Below are 19,615 nucleotides of genomic sequence, written 5' to 3'. Positions count from 1 at the left end.
CTCCCACCCCCCGCACCCCCGTGACGGCCGGTCCCCACCGGCCGGACGATGGCTGGATACCAGCTGAATACCGGCTGAACAGTGACTGGAGAACGGCCCCGCGGATCGGGCCGGGAAGCTCCGGACGCGTCGGGCCCGTACCATGGGACTAGCCGTGGCGTGCCGCCCGGCGGGCGTACGCGGACTCGAGACCGACTGAGACGCCTGATCCCCGAGCGAGAGAAGCGCAAGCCACCCATGCCCACGCGTCACGACATCCGTAACGTAGCCATCGTCGCCCACGTCGACCACGGCAAGACCACCCTGGTCGACGCCATGCTCAAGCAGGCGGGCGCCTTCGCGGCGCACGCTGCCGAGAACCTCGACGAACGCATGATGGACTCGAACGACCTGGAGCGTGAGAAGGGCATCACGATCCTCGCCAAGAACACGGCGGTGAAGTATCACCCCAAGGACGGCGGGGACCCGATCACGATCAACATCATCGACACCCCCGGCCACGCCGACTTCGGTGGCGAGGTCGAGCGTGGTCTGTCGATGGTGGACGCGGTCGTCCTGCTGGTCGACGCCTCCGAGGGCCCGCTCCCGCAGACCCGCTTCGTGCTCCGCAAGGCGCTGACGGCCAAGCTGCCGGTCATCCTCTGCATCAACAAGACGGACCGGCCGGACTCGCGGATCTCCGAGGTCATCGACGAGACGTACGACCTCTTCCTGGACCTGGACGCCGACGAGGACCAGATCGAGTTCCCGATCGTCTACGCCTGCGCCCGTGACGGCGTCGCGTCGCTGACCAAGCCCGAGGACGGCACCGTCCCGGCGGACAGCGACAACCTGGAGCCGTTCTTCACGACGATCCTCTCCACCGTCCCGGCCCCCGAGTACGACGAAGAGGCCCCGCTGCAGGCCCACGTCACCAACCTCGACGCCGACAACTTCCTCGGCCGCATCGCGCTCTGCCGCGTCGAGCAGGGCGAGCTGCGCAAGGGCCAGACGGTCGCCTGGATCAAGCGTGACGGCACGATGTCCAACGTGCGCATCACCGAGCTCCTGATGACCGAGGCGCTCACCCGCAAGCCGGCCGAGAAGGCGGGCCCGGGCGACATCTGCGCCGTCGCCGGTTTCCCGGACATCATGATCGGCGAGACCCTCGCCGACCCCGAGAACCCGATCGCGCTCCCGCTGATCACGGTCGACGAGCCGGCCATCTCCATGACCATCGGCACGAACACCTCGCCGCTGGTCGGCAAGGGCGGCAAGGGCCACAAGGTCACCGCCCGCCAGGTGAAGGACCGTCTGGACCGCGAGCTGATCGGTAACGTCTCGCTCCGCGTCCTGGACACCGAGCGCCCCGACGCCTGGGAGGTCCAGGGCCGCGGTGAGCTCGCGCTGGCGATCCTGGTCGAGCAGATGCGCCGTGAGGGCTTCGAGCTGACGGTCGGCAAGCCCGAGGTCGTCACCAAGCAGATCGACGGCAAGACGCACGAGCCGATCGAGCGCATGACCATCGACTCCCCCGAGGAGCACCTCGGCGCCATCACCCAGCTGATGGCGACCCGCAAGGGCCGCATGGAGACGATGACGAACCACGGTTCGGGCTGGGTGCGCATGGAGTGGATCGTCCCCTCCCGCGGCCTCATCGGCTTCCGTACGGAGTTCCTGACGCAGACCCGCGGTACGGGCATCGCGCACTCCATCTTCGAGGGCCACGAGCCGTGGTTCGGCGAGCTGCGCACCCGTCACAACGGCTCGCTGGTCGCCGACCGCGCCGGCACGGTGACGCCGTTCGCGATGGTCAACCTCCAGGAGCGGGGTGTCATCTTCACCGAGGCGGGCACCGAGGTCTACGAGGGCATGATCATCGGTGAGAACTCGCGCGCCGACGACATGGACGTGAACATCACCAAGGAGAAGAAGCTCACCAACATGCGTGCGGCTTCCGCGGACACCACGGAGAACGTGGTGCCCGCCCGCAAGCTCTCCCTGGAGCAGTCGCTCGAGTTCTGCCGCGAGGACGAGTGCATCGAGGTGACCCCGGAGACGGTCCGCATCCGCAAGGTCGTCCTGGACCAGAAGCAGCGTGGCCGCACGGCCTCGCGCGCGAAGAACGGCTGAACCGGACGGCCGGCGTCCGCCGGCGGTCCCTCGGCGCAGAGCCGTCGTCCTGAGGCCCGGGCCCCCGCAGAGACTGTGGGGGCCCGGGCCTTTCGTCAAACGGTTTTTCCGACCGAGGTGTCCGGTTATCGGGCGTCGCTCTCCGGAACATGTGTTAACGGTCCGTTTCGGGGGTGTCTGTCTGGGATCGCTTTGTCCGGATTTCGGGCAACCGTGCCTTCCTGATGTTGTCAAACCGAGACCCTTTAAGTGTGGTTTACAGCCCGGTGTTCCTTAATAGTTGGCTCCATTGAGCTCGGGTCAATGGGTCGGCGCACTGTGGGGAGTGCGGACTCACGAGCACACTCGGGGCACTGGAAACGATCACCGTCAGGGGTGTCGGTGGATCTCTGCAGTGCCCCTCTTGTAGTCAAAAGTGGACTCATGAGGAGGAAACCCATGCGCGGTGCCAAGAGCGCCAAGTGGGTCGCGGGAGCGGCAATCATCGCCCTGGCCGCGACCGCCTGTGGCGGCGGCAACGACGACAGCAGCGACTCGGCCTCGAAGGAGAAGGGCAAGCCCGCGGGCTACGTCTCCGTCGACGTCGGCGAGCCGCAGAAGCCGCTGATCCCGGCTGACACCAACGAGTCGCTCGGCAGCTACGTCATCCAGGCGCTGTTCACCCAGCTCCTGGAGTTCGACGCCAAGGGCAACATCGTCTACACGAACGCCGAGTCCGTGAAGTCGGACGACAACAAGACGTGGACGGTGAAGCTCAAGCCCGGGTGGAAGTTCCACGACGGCACCCCTGTCACCGCCGAGTCGTACATCAAGGCGTGGAACTGGTACGCCAACATCAAGAACAACCAGCAGAACGCCTTCTGGTTCGAGGACATCAAGGGCTACGCGGACGTCCACCCTGAGAAGGGTGACCCGAAGGGCGCGGAGATGTCCGGTCTGAAGGCGGTGGATGACACCACCTTCACGATCGAGCTGGACAAGCCGGTTCCGTACTTCGAGTACAAGCTCGGCTACTACACCTTCGCCCCGCTGCCCGAGGTGTTCTACAAGGACACCAAGGCGTTCGGCCAGGCGCCGGTCGGCAACGGTCCCTACGTCTTCGAGAAGTGGGACCACAAGAAGCTCATCCAGGTCAAGGCCAACCCGGACTACCAGGGTCCGAACAAGGCCAAGAACAAGGGCATCCTGTTCAAGAACTACGCGACCGTCGAGGCCGCGTACCAGGACCTCCTGTCCGGCAACCTGGACATGATCCGCCAGATCGGCCCGAAGGACCTGCCGAAGTACAAGACGGACCTCGGTGACCGCACCGTCGACCAGGCGTACGCGGCCGTCCAGTCGCTCGTCCCCGTCTTCTACTCGAAGACCTTCAAGGGCATCGACCCGAAGGTCATCCAGGGTCTGTCGATGGGTATCGACCGCGACACGATCACCAAGACCGTGCTCAACGGCACCCGTCAGCCCGCCACCAGCTTCACGCCTCCGGGCGTCGCGGGTAACCAGGACCTGAACACCGACGTGTTCAAGTTCGACCCGGCCAAGGCCAAGCAGCTCATCGAGGAAGGCGGCGGCGTTCCGGAGAACAAGCTCTGGATCCAGTACAACGCCGACGGCGGCCACAAGGAGTGGGTGACCGCTGTCTGCGAGTCCATCCGCAACTCGACCGGTGTCGACTGCGTCCCGGACGCCAAGCCCGACTTCCAGACCGACCTGGAAGCGCGTGACAACAACCAGGTCAAGTCGATGTACCGCGGTGGCTGGGTGGCCGACTACCCGCTGAACGTCAACTTCATGCGCGAGCTGTACGGCACCACGGCCGAGGCCAACAACGGCCGGTTCTCCGACAGGGAGGTCGACGCGGCCTTCAAGAAGGGCGACAACGCGGCCAGCCTGGACGAGTCGATCAAGGCTTACCAGGACGCGGAGAAGCTCGTCCTGCAGAAGATGCCGGCGATCCCGCTCTGGAACTACAAGATCAACGGTGGCTACTCGAAGTCCGTCGACAACGTCGGCATCGACTACCGCGGCGACTACGTCATGACCGACGTCACCGTCAAGTAACACACGCCTGAGGGCCCCCACTCGGCCATCAGCCGCCCACACCAGGCAGTAGGCCCCGGGGGCCGCTCTCCGCATCCGGAGAGCGGCCCCTGGGCTGCATTATCCCTATCGGAGGCAAACATGGGGCGTTATGTCGCGCGGCGACTGCTCCAGATGATCCCGGTCTTCCTCGGATCAACAATGCTGGTCTTCGCCATGATGTACGCGCTTCCCGGCGACCCCGTGCGCGCACTGGCAGGCGAACAGACCGTCGACCCGGCGCAGATCGCGGCAATGAAGCACAAGCTCGGTCTCGACCTGCCGCTCTGGCACCAGTACTGGAACTACCTCACGGGTCTGTTCCACTGGGATTTCGGTACCGAGATCGCCAGCGGACGTCCGGTGGCCGACACCATCGCGGACGCGTTCCCGATCACGATCCGGCTGGCTCTGTTTGCCTTCCTCTTCACGGTCATCGTCGGCATCTCCATGGGCGTCTTCGCCGGCCTGAAGGCCGACACCCTGCGCGACCGCGGGCTGCTCATCCTGACGCTCCTGCTCATCTCGGTGCCCTCGTTCGTACTCGGCTTCCTCGGCCAGTACCTCTTCGCCTTCCAGCTCGGCTGGGTCGACCCCAACGTGAGCGCGGAGGCGAACTGGAGCGAACTGTTCCTGCCCGCCGTCGTCCTCGGGTCGCTGTCACTCGCCTACGTCGCGAGGCTGACCCGTACGTCCGTCGCGGAGAACCTGCGCGCCGACTACATGCGGACCGCCGTGGCCAAGGGGCTGCCGCGACGCCGCGTCGTCGGCGTCCACCTCATGCGCAACTCGATGATCCCCGTGGTCACCTTCCTCGGCACCGACCTCGGCGCGCTGCTCGGCGGCGCGGTCGTGACGGAGGGCATCTTCAACGTCCAGGGTGTCGGCCGGGCCGTGTTCGGCGCGCTGCAGCACCGGGAGGGCGCCACGGTCGTCGGCATCGTGACGCTGATCGTCATCGTCTATCTCGTCACCAGCCTGCTCGTCGACCTGCTCTACGCGGTCCTGGACCCGAGGATCCGTTATGCCTGAGACGCTCAAGGAAACCACCCCGGACCCGACCGTCGAGGCGACGGCCGCACCGGTTCCCGCGGCCGCGGCCGGCAAGCCACGCAGCCTGTGGTCGGATGCCTGGCACGACCTGCGGCGCAGCCCGCTGTTCGTGGTGTCGGCGATCCTGATCGTCTTCCTGCTGGTGATGGCGGTCTTCCCCGGCCTGTTCACGGGCGCGGACCCGCGCTACGCCGACCTGGCCCACCACTACCTGCAGAAGCCCAAGTGGGGGAACTTCTTCCAGGAGGACTGGTTCGGCTACGACATCCAGGGCCGCTCGATCTACGCGCGTGTCGTCTACGGCGCCCGCGCCTCGATCATGGTCGCCGTGGTCGTCACCGTGCTCGTCACCGTCCTGGGCACCGTGGTCGGCATGCTGGCCGGGTACTTCGGCGGCTGGATCGACACGATCCTGTCCCGGGTCACCGACATCTTCTTCGGCGTCCCGTTCATCCTCGGTGCGATGGTCGTCCTGACCTCGTTCGCGGAGCGGCACATCTGGGTGGTCATCCTGGCCCTCGCCTTCCTCGGCTGGACCCAGATCGCCCGTGTCGCACGCGGCTCGGTGCTGACGATCAAGCAGGCCGACTACGTGATGGCGGCCAAGGCGCTCGGCGCCTCGACCACCCGCATCCTGCTTCGTCACATCCTGCCCAACGCGATCGCCCCGGTGATCGTCGTCGCGACCATCGCGCTCGGCGGCTACATCTCGGCGGAGGCCACGCTGTCCTTCCTGGGCATCGGTCTCGCCGAGCCCACCGTGTCCTGGGGTGTCGACATCTCCTCCGGCCAGGAGCAGCTGCGTAACGCCGCGTTCGTCCTGATCATCCCGTCGGTCATGGTGTCGATCACCGTCCTGGCGTTCATCATGCTCGGCGATGCGGTGCGCAACGCCCTCGATCCCAAGCTGCGCTGAGGGAGGCGTACATGACCATCATCGACAAGACGGCGGATGTTCCTGCTCCGCGTGGTTCGAACGACGAGAGCGGCCCGCTGCTCGAAGTCCGCGATCTGCACGTGGAGTTCCACACCCGCGACGGCGTCGCCAAGGCCGTCAACGGAGTCAACTACAACGTCAGTGCCGGCGAGACCCTCGCCGTGCTCGGCGAGTCCGGCTCCGGCAAGTCCGTGACCGCGCAAGCGATCATGGGCATCCTCGACATGCCTCCGGGCCGCATCCCGAAGGGCGAGATCCTCTTCCGCGGCCAGGACATGCTCAAGATGAGCAACGAGGAGCGCCGGCAGATCCGCGGCCAGAAGATCGCGATGATCTTCCAGGACGCGCTCTCCTCGCTCAACCCGGTCCTCTCCGTGGGCTATCAGCTCGGCGAGATGTTCCGCGTCCACAAGGGCATGTCCAAGAAGGACGCGAAGGCCAAGGCCATCGCGCTGATGGACCGTGTGCGCATCCCGGCGGCGAAGGAGCGGATCAACGACTATCCGCACCAGTTCTCCGGCGGTATGCGCCAGCGCATCATGATCGCGATGGCGCTGGCCCTGGAGCCCGACCTGATCATCGCGGACGAGCCCACCACGGCGCTCGACGTCACGGTGCAGGCACAGGTCATGGACCTGCTCGCGGAGCTCCAGCGCGACTTCAACATGGGTCTGATCCTCATCACCCACGACCTCGGTGTCGTCGCCGACGTCGCCGACAAGATCGCCGTGATGTACGCGGGCCGGATCGTCGAGACGGCCCCGGTCCACGAGATCTACAAGCGCCCCGCGCACCCGTACACCAAGGGTCTCCTGGAGTCGATCCCGCGCCTGGACCAGAAGGGCCAGGAGCTGTACGCGATCAAGGGGCTGCCGCCCAACCTGCTGCACGTCCCCTCGGGCTGTGCCTTCAACCCGCGCTGCACCATGGCGCAGGACATCTGCCGTACGGACATCCCGGCGCTGCTTCCGGTGACCGAGCGGGACGGCACCGAGCTGGTCGGCCGCGGCAGCGCGTGCCACTTCTGGAAGGAGACGATCCATGGCTGAGCTCAAGAAGGAGCCCGTGGACGCCACCCCGAACGTCGCCGAGGTGGGGACGGTCAACGCGGCCACCGAGGCCGAGGCCGTGGCGGCCGTCGACGCCCCGGTGGCGCAGGGGGAGCCGATCCTCCAGGTGCGCAACCTGGTCAAGCACTTCCCGCTGACCCAGGGCATCCTGTTCAAGAAGCAGGTCGGCGCCGTCAAGGCGGTCGACGGGATCTCGTTCGACCTGTACGCCGGCGAGACGCTCGGTATCGTCGGTGAGTCCGGCTGCGGCAAGTCGACGGTCGCCAAGCTCCTGATGACGCTGGAGCGGGCCACCGCCGGTGAGGTCTTCTACAAGGGCCAGGACATCACCAAGCTGTCCGGCCGTGCGCTGAAGGCCGTGCGCCGCAACATCCAGATGGTGTTCCAGGACCCGTACACCTCGCTGAACCCGCGCATGACGGTCGGCGACATCATCGGGGAGACCTTCGAGATCCACCCCGAGGTGGCCCCGAAGGGCGAGCGCCGCCGCAAGGTCCAGGACCTGCTGGACGTCGTCGGGCTCAACCCGGAGTACATCAACCGGTATCCGCACCAGTTCTCCGGCGGGCAGCGCCAGCGCATCGGCATCGCCCGCGGCCTCGCGCTCAACCCGGAGATCATCATCTGCGACGAGCCGGTCTCCGCGCTCGACGTGTCGGTGCAGGCACAGGTCATCAACCTGATGGAGAAGCTCCAGGACGAGTTCAACCTGTCCTACCTCTTCATCGCGCACGACCTGTCGATCGTCCGGCACATCTCGGACCGGGTCGGCGTCATGTACCTCGGCAAGATGGCCGAGATCGGTACGGACACGCAGATCTACGACCACCCGACGCACCCCTACACCCAGGCGCTGCTGTCGGCGGTCCCGGTCCCGGACCCGGACGCCCGTGAGGGCCGCGAGCGGATCATCCTCTCCGGTGACGTCCCGTCGCCGGCGAACCCGCCGTCGGGCTGCCGCTTCCGCACGCGGTGCTGGAAGGCCCAGGACAAGTGCGCCACCGAGGTGCCGCTGCTGGCCGTTCCCGAGCGCTTCCGGGCCTCGGACACGCCCGCGGCGCACGAGTCGGCGTGCCACTTCGCCGAGGAGAAGGACGTCGTGCACGCGGCGTAGTTCCCACCGACGCCCCGGAGGAAAGGCGCCCGGCCCCGACGAGGGGCCGGGCGCCTTCGCGCGTCCGGACGCACGTACGGAGGACATGAACATGCGTCACACCGGCATATGGGGTGATATGGGGCATCGAGCTACTCGCGGAACCTAGGAGGCACTCCATGCGCGGAGCCACACAGGTGAGGTGGGCCGCCTGCGCGGTCGCCGTGGCCCTGGCAGCGACGGCCTGCGGCGGTGGCGGCGGCACCGGCGGCGGTGGCGCCGACGGGATCGTGAGCTCCTCCTGGGGGGACCCGCAGAACCCGCTGGAACCCGCCAACACCAACGAGGTTCAGGGCGGCAAGGTCCTCGACATGGTCTTCCGCGGCCTCGTGCGGTACGACCCCAAGACCGGTGAGGCCAAGAACGAGATCGCCCAGAAGATCGAGTCGACGGACTCGCAGAACTTCACGATCACGATCAAGGACAACTGGACCTTCAGCAACGGCGAGAAGGTCACCGCGCAGTCGTTCGTGGACGCCTGGAACTACGGCGCCGCACTGAAGAACAACCAGAAGAACGCCTACTTCTTCCAGTACATCGACGGCTACGACAAGGTGCACCCCGAGTCGGGCTCGGCCTCCGCCGGCACCCTCTCCGGCCTCAAGGTCGTCGACGACACGACCTTCACGGTCAAGCTGTCGCAGAAGTTCTCGCTCTGGCCCGACACACTCGGCTACGCGGCCTTCGTGCCCCTGCCCAAGACCTTCTACGAGAACCACGACGCCTGGCTGGCCAAGCCGGTCGGCAACGGCCCGTACACCGTCGAGAGCTACGCCAAGGGCTCCTCGATGAACCTGCGCAGGTGGGACGGGTACCCCGGTACGGACAAGGCGCAGAACGGCGGCATCGACCTCAAGGTCTACACCGACAACAACACCGCCTACACCGACCTGACGGCGGGCAACCTCGACCTGGTGGACGACGTGCCCGCCTCGCAGCTCAAGAACGTCGAGGCGGACCTGGGCAACCGGTACATCAACACCCCGGCCGGCATCATCCAGACCCTCGCCTTCCCCTTCTACGTCAAGGCGTGGAACACCCCGGACGCGGTCAAGGTGCGCCAGGGCCTGTCGATGGCCATCAACCGAGCGCAGATCACCGACCAGATCTTCCGGAAGACCCGCACCCCCGCCACCGACTGGACCTCGCCCGTCCTCGGCAAGGACGGCGGCTACAAGCCGGGCCTGTGCGGCTCCCCCTGCGAGTACGACAGGACCGCGGCGAAGAAGCTGATCGAGGAGGGCGGCGGGATCCCCGGCGGCCAGCTCAAGATCTCGTACAACGCCGACACCGGATCCCACAAGGAATGGGTGGACGCCGTTTGCAACAGCATCAACAACGTCATGGGTGACAACCGGGCCTGTGTCGGGGCGCCGGTCGGCACGTTCGCCGACTTCCGCAGCCAGGTCTCCACCCAGAAGCTGACGGGCGCCTGGCGCGCGGGCTGGCAGATGGACTACCCGCTGATCCAGAACTTCCTCCAGCCCCTGTACTACACGAACGCCTCGTCCAACGACGGCAAGTGGAGCAACGAGAAGTTCGACGGCCTGGTCGACAAGGCCAACGCCGAGAGCGACAAGGCGCAGGCCGTCACCACCTTCCAGGACGCCGAGAAGGTCCTCGCCGAGCAGATGCCCGTCATCCCGCTCTGGTACCAGAACGGCAGCGCGGGCTACTCGGACCGCGTCGAGAACGTCTCGCTCAACCCGTTCAGCGTTCCGGTGTACGACCAGATCAAGGTCAAGTGACGCACTGAGGCCGGACGGCCGGTGCGGCGACCGCCCGCCGGCCGTCCGGCCTCCGGCCCTCCGCCCGTTCGCCCCGACCTCCGGAGCCCCGCATGGGACGTTATGTGATCCGGCGGCTGCTGCAGATGATCCCGGTCTTCTTCGGCACCACGCTGCTGATCTTCCTCATGGTGAACGTGATGGGTGACCCCGTCGCGGGCCTCTGCGGCGACCGCCAGTGCGACCCGGCGACCGCCGCCCGGCTGCGCGCCGAGTTCGGCCTCGACAAGCCGGTCTGGCAGCAGTACCTGACGTACATGGGCAACGTCTTCACCGGGAACTTCGGCACCGCCTTCAACGGCCAGAAGGTCACGGAACTGATGGCCACCGCCTTCCCCATCACCATCCGGCTCACCGTCGTCGCGATCGTGTTCGAGATCGTCATCGGCATCAGCCTCGGTGTCGTCACCGGCCTGCAACGCGGCCGGCCCGTCGACACGGGCGTCCTCGTGCTCACCCTGGTCGTCATCTCCGTGCCGACGTTCGTCACCGGTCTCCTGCTCCAGCTCCTCCTGGGAGTGAAGTGGGGTGTCATCTCGCCGTCCGTCTCCTCCGAGGCGCCCCTCGACGAACTGATCCTCCCCGGTCTCGTCCTCGCCTCCGTGTCGCTCGCCTACGTCACCCGGCTGACCCGGACCTCGATCGCGGAGAACACGCGCGCCGACTACGTGCGCACCGCCGTCGCCAAGGGACTGCCGCGGCGGCGGGTCGTCGTGCGCCATCTGCTGCGCAACTCCCTCATCCCCGTCATCACCTTCATCGGTACGGACGTGGGGGCCCTGATGGGCGGGGCGATCGTCACCGAGCGGATCTTCAACATCCACGGAGTCGGTTACCAGCTCTACCAGGGGATCCTCCGCCAGAACACCCAGACGGTCGTCGGCTTCGTCACCGTCCTGGTCCTCGTCTTCCTCGCCGCGAACCTGATCGTCGACCTCCTGTACGCCGTACTCGACCCGAGGATCCGCTATGCCTGAGCCGCAGCCGTGGGACGACGCAGCGGGGGGCGGAGCGATCTCGGGGGCCGGGGCGGGCGGGGCCATGGACCTCGCCATGGACGAGGGCGCCACGCTGGAGAAGACGCCCGGCGGTCCCGGCGGCACCGGCCCCGCCGGCAAGCCGCGCAGCCTGTGGTCCGACGCCTGGCGCGACCTGCGCCGCAACCCGGTCTTCATCATCTCCGGGCTGATCATCCTCTTCCTGGTGGTCATCTCGATCTGGCCGTCGCTGATCACCAGCCTCGACCCGCTGGACTGCGACCTGGCCAAGGCCCAGGAAGGCTCCCAGCCGGGCCATCCCTTCGGCTTCGACGGGCAGGGGTGCGACGTCTACACCCGCACCGTCTACGGGGCGCGGACCTCGGTGACCGTGGGCGTCTGCGCCACGCTCGGCGTCTCCCTGCTCGGCGGCGTGACGGGCGGACTCGCGGGCTTCTTCGGCGGTACCTGGGACGCCCTGCTGTCCCGCCTCACGGACGTCTTCTTCGGCATCCCCGTGGTGCTGGGCGGACTGGTCTTCCTCTCCGTGGTCACCAGCTCCACGGTCTGGCCGGTCATCGGCTTCATCGTCCTGCTGGGCTGGCCCCAGATCGCCCGCATCGCCCGCGGGTCCGTCATCACCGTCAAGCAGAACGACTACGTCCAGGCCGCCCGGGCGCTGGGCGCCTCCCACTCCCGCATGCTGCTGCGGCACATCGCGCCCAACGCGATCGCCCCCGTCATCGTCGTCGCGACCATCGCCCTGGGCACCTACATCTCGCTGGAGGCGACCCTCTCCTACCTCGGAGTCGGCCTGAAACCACCGGCCGTCTCCTGGGGCATCGACATCTCCGCCGCCTCCCCGTACATCCGCAACGCGCCGCACATGCTGCTCTGGCCGGCGGCGGCGCTGGCGGTCACGGTGCTCGCCTTCATCATGCTCGGCGACGCGGTGCGCGACGCCCTCGACCCCAAGCTGCGCTGAGGAGCCCGCTGCCATGTTGCTCGAAGTGCGCGATCTGCACGTGGAGTTCCACACCCGGGACGGCGTGGCCAAGGCCGTCAACGGGGTCAACTACTCGGTGGCCGAGGGCGAGACGCTCGCCGTCCTGGGGGAGTCCGGCTCGGGCAAGTCGGTCACCGCCCAGGCCATCATGGGCATCCTCGACACGCCGCCGGGGAGGATCAGCGGGGGCGAGATCCTCTTCAAGGACCGCGACCTGCTGAAGCTCGGGGCCGATGAGCGGCGCACGGTGCGCGGCCGGGAGATGGCCATGATCTTCCAGGACGCCCTGTCCTCGCTCAACCCGGTGCTCAGCGTCGGCGACCAGCTCGGCGAGATGTTCGTCGTGCACCGCGGGATGTCCCGCAAGGACGCGAGGGCCAAGGCCGTCGAGCTGATGGACCGGGTACGCATCCCGGCCGCCAGGGAACGCGTCGGGGACTTCCCCCATCAGTTCTCCGGCGGCATGCGGCAGCGCATCATGATCGCCATGGCGATGGCGCTGGAACCCTCGCTGATCATCGCCGACGAACCCACCACCGCCCTCGACGTGACCGTCCAGGCCCAGGTGATGGACCTCCTCGCGGAACTGCAGCGCGAGCTCGACATGGGGCTCATCCTCATCACCCACGACCTCGGCGTGGTGGCCGACGTCGCCGACAAGATCGCCGTGATGTACGCCGGCCGGATCGTCGAGACCTCGCCCGTCCACGCCATCTACGAGGCACCCGCCCACCCGTACACCAAGGGCCTCCTCCGGTCGATCCCGAGGCTGGACCAGAAGGGCCAGGAGCTGTACGCGATCAAGGGACTGCCGCCCAACCTGCTGCACATCCCCCCGGGTTGCGCCTTCCACCCCCGCTGCCCGCAGGCCCGGGAGGTCTGCCGTACGGATGTGCCGCCGCTGTACACCGTGGACGCGGAACGCCGGAGCGCCTGCCACTTCTGGAAGGAGACGCTCGATGAGCGCTGACCACGCCGGGCGGCACGGGACGTCCGCAGGCTCCGTGCTCCTGTCCGAGGGACGCGAGCCGGGCCCCGCCCGGCCCCACGCCGGGGGCGACCCGATCCTGGAGGTGCGGGGCCTGGCCAAGCACTACCCGCTGACCCAGGGGATCCTGTTCAAGAAGCAGATCGGCGCCGTCAAGGCCGTCGACGGCGTCGACTTCGACCTGGCGGAGGGCGAGACGCTCGGCATCGTGGGGGAGTCCGGCTGCGGCAAGTCGACCGTCGCGAAGATGCTCGTCCACCTGGAGCCGCCGACCGGCGGCGCGATCCGCTACAAGGGTGAGGACGTCACCCAGCTGTCCGGCCGCGCGCTGAAGGCCGTGCGCCGCAACATCCAGATGGTGTTCCAGGACCCGTACACCTCGCTGAACCCGCGCATGACGGTCGGCGACATCATCGGGGAGCCGTACGAGATCCACCCCGAGGTCGCGCCCAGGGGGAGCCGGCGGCAGAAGGTGCAGGACCTGCTCGACGTCGTGGGGCTCAACCCCGAGTACATCAACCGGTATCCGCACCAGTTCTCCGGCGGGCAGCGCCAGCGCATCGGCATCGCCCGCGGCCTGGCGCTCAACCCGGAGATCATCGTCGCGGACGAGCCGGTCTCCGCCCTGGACGTGTCGGTGCAGGCACAGGTCGTCAACCTGCTGGACCGGCTGCAGGCGGAGTTCAGCCTGAGCTTCGTCTTCATCGCGCACGACCTGTCGATCGTCCGGCACATCTCCGACCGCGTGGGGGTCATGTACCTCGGCCGGATCGTCGAGATCGGTACGGACGAGGAGATCTACGACCACCCCACGCACCCGTACACCCAGGCGCTGCTCTCAGCGGTCCCGGTGCCCGACCCGGCGGCCCGCGAATACCGCGAGCGGATCATCCTGCACGGGGACGTGCCCTCGCCGGCCGCCATCCCCTCCGGCTGCCGCTTCCGCACACGCTGCTGGAAGGCTCAGGAGCGGTGCGCGCTGGAGGTGCCGCTGCTGGCCGTGCCGGCGGCCCTGCGGGACGTGCGGACGCCCGCCCGGCACGACTCCGCCTGTCACTTCGCCGAGGACACACGGGTCGTCCCCCCGGCGGGGCTGCTGGAGACTCCGGAGCCCGAGGACGCCCCGCCGCCTCCACCCCGGGACGACGGCGAAGAGGGGACGACGCCCTGACGCGGGGCCGGCCGTTTCGTTAACGCCTCGGCAACTCGGCTGTTCCCGCACCGATATACGGACGCACCACCATGAGGAGCGTACGGCCGTGCGGGTGCCGTGGACCGGCCGGGGCGTTCATCACGTCGCCCCGGCCGGTCGCCCTCTCCCGCCGCGCCCCACAGCTCCCTTGTCCATCCACCGGCCGCGGTGGAACATCGCTGAGGTGACACTCACTCGGGGAGCCAGGATCACCGGAGCGGTGCTGTGCGCCGTGCTCGGCGTGATCACCGCGGGCTGGATCGTGCGCGACCTGCGGGCGGCCGGTGATCCGGCGGACCTCCTGCGCCACTGGGCCGGGTACACCGACGTACGGCCGGCGGCGCTGCCCGCCACCTCGCAGGGCGACCTGGTCCTGCTCCTCGTCCCCGTCCTCGTCGCGTTCGCGGCGCTGCGCTCCCGGGTGGCCGCGTCGGCGCTCGTCGCCACCGGGGTGGTCACGCTCGTCCTGCGGCTGCCCGGCGTCTGGGGCATCGGCGCCTCCTGGACGGACGGGCGGTACAGCGACGAACTGCGTACCCGTGCGCTGATCGGTACCTTCGTCACCCTGGCCGCCGCCCTCGCGCTGATCGTCACGGGGAGCGCCGGCCGCGCGCAGCCCGCGGACGGCTACGAGCCACTGCCCACCCGGCCCGGGCCGGGAGCCGGCGTCACCGCGTTCCTGGTGCTCGGCGCCTCGGGGGCCGTCCTGATCGCCTGGGAGATCCGCCACTTCCTCACCCTCCCCGCCCGGTTCCACCCCGACCGGTTCACCGGCGGACCCACCGTCCCGGTGAATCTGGTCGGCGCGCCACCCGGCTGGAGCGGGGTGGCTCTCGCGCTGCTCTGCGGGGTGGTGGCGCTCACCGCGCTCCTGCGGGCCGTGCACGCCCGCCCGCTCGGCATGATCGCGGCGGGATTCCTGCTGCTGTCGGGGGTCCTGGGAATCGCCCGTGCCGTGCACCTGGCCCTGCTGGACCACTTCGGCGACCTGCCGGCCGAGCACCGGCTCGCCGTCCTCACCTCGTTCCTCCTCGCCTTCACCGGGGCGGCGGCGCTCCTCGTCCTGGCCCGCAGGGGGCTGGAGGAGGACCGCCCGGGCCACGGCTACCCGCCGCAGGGCCCGGCGGGGTACGGCCACCCGCAGGGCGGGCAGCCCGGCGGCGGGTTCGGGCCCCCGCCGCCCGCCTCCCCGCCGCCGGGCTGGTGACGTCGCTCGTGGTCAGGGGCGGGGCAGCCCCAACGACCGCCTGAGGAAGTCCACCTGGAGCAGCAGCAGGTTCTCCGCGACCTGCTCCTGCGGGGTCATGTGCGTCACTCCGCTCAGCGGCAGCACCTCGTGCGGACGGCCCGCCGAGAGCAGGGCGGACGACAGCCGCAGGGCGTGGGCGACCACCACGTTGTCGTCGGCCAGGCCGTGCACGATCATCATCGGCCGCGCCTCGGCGGCCGGCCGGGAGAGCCCCTCGTCCGTCACCAGGGAGCTGGCCGCGTACACCTCGGGTTGCTCGGCCGGGTCACCGAGGTAGCGCTCGGTGTAGTGGGTGTCGTACAGCCTCCAGTCGGTCACCGGGGCGCCCACCACGGCCGCGTGGAAGACATCCGGGCGCCGCAGCACCGCGAGCGCCGAGAGGTAGCCGCCGAACGACCAGCCGCGCACCGCCACCTTCGAGAGGTCCAGCGGGAAGCGGCCGGCCAGGGAGTGCAGGGCCTCGACCTGGTCGTCGAGGGTGAGCGTGAAGTCGTCCCGGACCGCCTTCTCCCAGCCGGGCGACCGGCCGGGCGCGCCGCGGCCGTCCGCGACGACGACGGCGAACCCCTGGTCCGCGAACCACTGGGACGTGAGGTGCGGGTTGTGGGCGGCGACGACCCGGCGGCCGTGCGGACCGCCGTACGGATCCATCAGGACAGGAAGCGGACCGTCTGATTCCTTATAACCGGTGGGGAGCAGCACGGCGCACGGAATCCGCCGTGCGCCCCCCTCCGTCAGCCGCACCCGGGCCGTCAGGACCGGTTCCTGGGCGAGGCTGGCGACGGTGGCGATCCGCTTGCCGTCCCGCAGGACCCGCACGGCCGTACCGGGGGTGTCCGGGGTGGCCGAGAACAGCACCGTCACCCCGCCGGCACGGACCGCCGAGTGCACCCCGGGGCCCTCGCTGACGCGCTCGACGCCGAGTTCGTTGACCCGGTACACGTGGATCTGGCCGGTCTCCGGGTCGGCGGCCCGCTCACCCGCCGTGGCCGACACCAGGACGTCCGACGCACCGATGTCCAGCACCGCCTGGATGTGCAACTGCCCGCCGGTCAGCGGCCGGTCGCCGACCGAGAGGACCCGTGCGCCCCCCTCGTCCGCGACCCGTACGAGCCGTCCGTCGGGCGCCCACGCGGGCACCCCGGCGAAAAGATCCAGCCAGACCGGGTCCTCGTCGACATGGACCGTGCGCGTCGAGCCGCTCTCCGTGTCGACAGCCAGATACCGCTGACTGCGCTGGTCGCGGGCCTGCACCAGAAGCAGGGGGGCGCCGTGCGAGGACCAGTGCACCCGGGCCAGGTACGGGAAGCGGGCACGGTCCCAGGCCACCTCCGTCCTGGCCCCCTCCAGGCCCATGAGGAACAGCCGCACCTCGGCGTTGGGCGTTCCGGCGGCCGGATAGCCGATCTCGGCGGGCTCGCTGCCGGGGTGCGCGGGATCGGCGATCCACCACCGCTGTACGGCGCTGTCGTCGACCCGCGCGACCAGCAGGCGGTCCGACTCCGGCGACCACCAGAAGCCGCGGTAGCGGCTCATCTCCTCCGCCGCGACGAACTCGGCGAGCCCGTACGACGTGTGCCCGTCCTCGGGTTCGGCGACCGCGCGGTCGCCCGCGCCCTCCGCCCCCACGACCCGCAGCGCGCCCCGTGAGACGTAGGCGACGTGCCGGCCGTCGGGGGAGGGGCGCGGGTCGAGCACCGGGCCGGGCACCGGGAGGGCGCGGGCGGTGCCCGCTCTCAGTTCGGCGACGTACGCCTTCCCGGACAGGGCGAACGCGGCCAACTCGACGGCCTCGTCCACGGCGTAGCCGACGATGCCCGCGGAACCCTCGCGGAGCCGCTCCCGGCGGGCCCGCTCCTGCGGTGACAGCTTCTCCGCCGAACCGCCCAGCAGGGCGTCCGGGTCGGCGGCGACGCGCTCCTCGCCGGTCCCCGTGTCCAGCACCTGGAGCCGGTTCGTCCGATCGGTCCCGGAGGCCGACCGCAGGAAGACCACCCGCGTCCCATCCGGTGAGACGGTGAAGGCCCGGGGTGCGCCGAGAGTGAACCGCTGGGTCCGGGCGTGCTGACGGGGAAACGACAGATTCTTCGAGGTCATGGCTCCGAACCTAGCCCGCGCCCGCCCCTGCGTGCGCCCCTCGTGCTGCCGTGCCCCGATCAATGCGTCGGCACGGATAGTTATGATCCGTAGCGCTCGGTGGGTAAGAACCTGCTGGCTCCATGTGTGCTGCCTGTCCCGACCGTACTGATGGAGGTGAACCGCCGTGGCACTCTCGATTTCGGCGGTGGTGCTGCTGGCGATCGTCGTCTTCCTGCTGATCCGGAAATCCGGACTGAAGGGCGGACACGCGGTGGTCTGCATGTTGCTGGGGTTCTATCTCGCGAGCTCGTCGATCGCCCCGACCATCTCGGAGGTGACGTCCAACGTGGCAGGCATGATCGGCGGCATCAAGTTCTGAGGCGGGGCCCGGCGCCGGGGCTCCGCACGCCACCGGACCCCGCGGGGCGGTCGGAGGCAGGGGCGGGCGGCTCGTAGGGTGGTCCCATGAAGGACCTTCCCGCCCGCCGTCTGCTCCTGGTGCACGCCCACCCCGACGACGAGTCGATCAACAACGGCGCCACCATGGCCGCATACGCGGCCGAGGGCGCCCACGTCACCCTGGTGACGTGCACACTCGGCGAGGAGGGCGAGGTCATCCCACCCGGCCTGGCCCACCTCGCAGCCGACCGGGACGGCACCCTGGGCGCCCACCGCATCGGTGAACTCGCCGCCGCCATGCGGGAGCTCGGGGTCACCGACCACCGCTTCCTGGGCGGCCCCGGCCGGTACCGCGACTCCGGGATGATGGGCACCGAGCAGAACCACCGGCCCGGTGCCTTCTGGGACGCGGACCTGGACGAGGCGGCCGGCCACCTGGTCGACGTCATCCGGTCCGTGCGCCCGCAGGTCCTGATCACGTACGACCCCGAGGGCGGTTACGGCCACCCCGACCACATCCAGGCCCACCGCGTGGCGATGCGCGCTGCGGATCTGGCCGCCGATGCCGGTCACGGCACCGGCGCCCCGCACTCCGTCGACAAGATCTACTGGAACCGGGTGCCCCGCTCCGCGGCCGAGGAGGGCTTCGCCCGGCTGCGGGAGACCGCCCCCGGCGTCTTCCCCGGGATCGCCGCGATCGACGACGTCCCGGGGGTGGTGGACGACGCGGAGATCACCGCCGAGATCGACGGTGCCCGGTACGCCGCGGCGAAGACCGCGGCCATGCGGGCGCATGCCACGCAGATCGCCGTGGACGGCCCGTTCTTCGCTCTTTCGAACGATCTGGGCCAGCCCGTATTCACCACGGAGTACTACCAGTTGGCGCGCGGCCGGGCCGGCGTGGAGGACGGTGCCCGGGAGCACGACCTCTTCGCGGGCGTGCCGGGCACCGAGGCCGCACCGGGAGCAGGGGCATGAGCAGCAAGCAGAGGCCGCGCGCCTCGTCGCCGTCCTCGGCCGCCGGTGGCCCGCCCACCGGCCTCGCCGCGCCCCTCGACCCGGCGCGGATCCCGCTGTATGTGGGCCTCGCCGTGCTGGGCGCGGCCGTCGGGCTCGCGGGGGCCCTCGTCCAGGCGGCCCTGTTCCCGGGCGGCCTGCTGCTCGCCCTCACGGCCTCCGCCGGACTCTTCTACGGGGGCCGGGTGCTCACCCGCACCCAACTCGGCGCCCTGGCACCTGCGGTGGGCTGGTTCCTCGCCCTGCTCGTGCTGCTCGGCGGTCGGCCGGAGGGCGACTACGTCTTCGGTGACGCACTCGGCCTGACGCTCTTCATGCTCGGTGGCACGGCCCTGGCTGTGATGTGTGCCACCCTGTCGAGGCTGCCGTATTCGGCCACCGGCGCCGGTCGACCTGGTGCGTGATGTGCTATGTCCGCTCCCGGATTGACCGCTTGGGCGGCCATGGGTGCATCCTTGTTCCGCCCGGGCGCGGAGAGTCTTACGGCGGCGGCCAGTATGGTGGTGCGCGCGCCGAG

The 19,615-nt window shown here is 69.3% G+C and carries 16 protein-coding genes; 15 read left to right on the top strand and 1 reads right to left on the bottom strand.

From position 1 onward, the window contains the following. Positions 1-237: 237 nt before the first annotated feature. From typA to BA175_RS09690, 12 genes are all read left to right on the top strand, one after another. Positions 238-2,112, top strand: a complete 1,875-nt coding sequence (typA, locus tag BA175_RS09745; RefSeq protein WP_069170902.1) for a translational GTPase TypA — start codon at positions 238-240, stop codon at positions 2,110-2,112. A gap of 438 nt (positions 2,113-2,550) precedes the next feature. Next, positions 2,551-4,173, top strand: a complete 1,623-nt coding sequence (locus BA175_RS09740) for a peptide ABC transporter substrate-binding protein (RefSeq protein WP_069170901.1) — start codon at positions 2,551-2,553, stop codon at positions 4,171-4,173. Between the two features lie 120 nt (positions 4,174-4,293). After that, entirely contained in the window at positions 4,294-5,223 is a 930-nt protein-coding gene (locus tag BA175_RS09735) for an ABC transporter permease (RefSeq protein ID WP_069170900.1), read from the top strand. After that, a complete protein-coding gene (locus tag BA175_RS09730; protein WP_069170899.1) occupies positions 5,216-6,160 on the top strand; it encodes an ABC transporter permease in 945 nt (314 codons plus the stop codon). Before BA175_RS09735 ends, BA175_RS09730 begins: the two co-directional genes overlap by 8 nt. 11 nt (positions 6,161-6,171) lie before the next feature. Beyond that, positions 6,172-7,230, top strand: coding sequence for an ABC transporter ATP-binding protein (locus BA175_RS09725; RefSeq protein WP_069170898.1), 1,059 nt, complete (start codon positions 6,172-6,174; stop codon positions 7,228-7,230). After that, a complete protein-coding gene (locus BA175_RS09720; protein ID WP_069170897.1) occupies positions 7,223-8,365 on the top strand; it encodes an ABC transporter ATP-binding protein in 1,143 nt (380 codons plus the stop codon). Before BA175_RS09725 ends, BA175_RS09720 begins: the two co-directional genes overlap by 8 nt. Before the next feature lie 158 nt (positions 8,366-8,523). Continuing rightward, positions 8,524-10,152 carry a peptide ABC transporter substrate-binding protein gene (locus BA175_RS09715; protein ID WP_069170896.1) on the top strand — a complete coding sequence of 543 codons (1,629 nt, stop codon included), beginning with the start codon at positions 8,524-8,526 and terminating at the stop codon, positions 10,150-10,152. Positions 10,153-10,244: 92 nt separating this feature from the next. Continuing rightward, complete coding sequence (locus tag BA175_RS09710; RefSeq protein ID WP_069170895.1) at positions 10,245-11,168, top strand: ABC transporter permease; 924 nt, start codon at positions 10,245-10,247, stop codon at positions 11,166-11,168. Then, positions 11,161-12,153 (top strand): ABC transporter permease, encoded by a 993-nt coding sequence (locus tag BA175_RS09705; RefSeq protein ID WP_069170894.1) that lies wholly within the window; start codon positions 11,161-11,163, stop codon positions 12,151-12,153. Before BA175_RS09710 ends, BA175_RS09705 begins: the two co-directional genes overlap by 8 nt. 13 nt (positions 12,154-12,166) lie before the next feature. Beyond that, a complete protein-coding gene (locus BA175_RS09700) occupies positions 12,167-13,144 on the top strand; it encodes an ABC transporter ATP-binding protein (RefSeq protein ID WP_069170893.1) in 978 nt (325 codons plus the stop codon). Then, complete coding sequence (locus BA175_RS09695; RefSeq protein WP_069170892.1) at positions 13,134-14,333, top strand: ABC transporter ATP-binding protein; 1,200 nt, start codon at positions 13,134-13,136, stop codon at positions 14,331-14,333. The genes BA175_RS09700 and BA175_RS09695 overlap by 11 nt, the downstream gene beginning before the upstream one ends. A gap of 205 nt (positions 14,334-14,538) precedes the next feature. Continuing rightward, on the top strand, positions 14,539-15,561 hold the full coding sequence (locus BA175_RS09690) for a hypothetical protein (protein WP_069170891.1): 1,023 nt from the start codon (positions 14,539-14,541) through the stop codon (positions 15,559-15,561). 12 nt (positions 15,562-15,573) lie between these two features. Here the strand turns inward: BA175_RS09690 and BA175_RS09685 are convergent, their stop codons facing one another. Then, entirely contained in the window at positions 15,574-17,700 is a 2,127-nt protein-coding gene (locus tag BA175_RS09685; protein WP_069170890.1) for a S9 family peptidase, read from the bottom strand. Positions 17,701-17,866: 166 nt separating this feature from the next. On the opposite strand from BA175_RS09685, the gene BA175_RS09680 reads away from it, so the two are divergent. From BA175_RS09680 to BA175_RS09670, 3 genes are all read left to right on the top strand, one after another. Then, complete coding sequence (locus BA175_RS09680) at positions 17,867-18,061, top strand: hypothetical protein (RefSeq protein ID WP_014154257.1); 195 nt, start codon at positions 17,867-17,869, stop codon at positions 18,059-18,061. Positions 18,062-18,147: 86 nt separating this feature from the next. Then, a complete protein-coding gene (gene mshB / locus BA175_RS09675) occupies positions 18,148-19,059 on the top strand; it encodes an N-acetyl-1-D-myo-inositol-2-amino-2-deoxy-alpha-D-glucopyranoside deacetylase (RefSeq protein ID WP_069170889.1) in 912 nt (303 codons plus the stop codon). Further along, a complete protein-coding gene (locus tag BA175_RS09670; RefSeq protein ID WP_069170888.1) occupies positions 19,056-19,502 on the top strand; it encodes a DUF6113 family protein in 447 nt (148 codons plus the stop codon). The genes mshB and BA175_RS09670 overlap by 4 nt, the downstream gene beginning before the upstream one ends. Positions 19,503-19,615: the final 113 nt, after the last annotated feature.

The organism is Streptomyces griseus (genome assembly GCF_001715295.1).
GTDB classification, from domain to species: Bacteria; Actinomycetota; Actinomycetes; order Streptomycetales; family Streptomycetaceae; genus Streptomyces; species Streptomyces griseus_G.
Note: the sequence above shows the minus strand (reverse complement) of the source record. Positions and strands in the feature narration are given on the sequence as shown.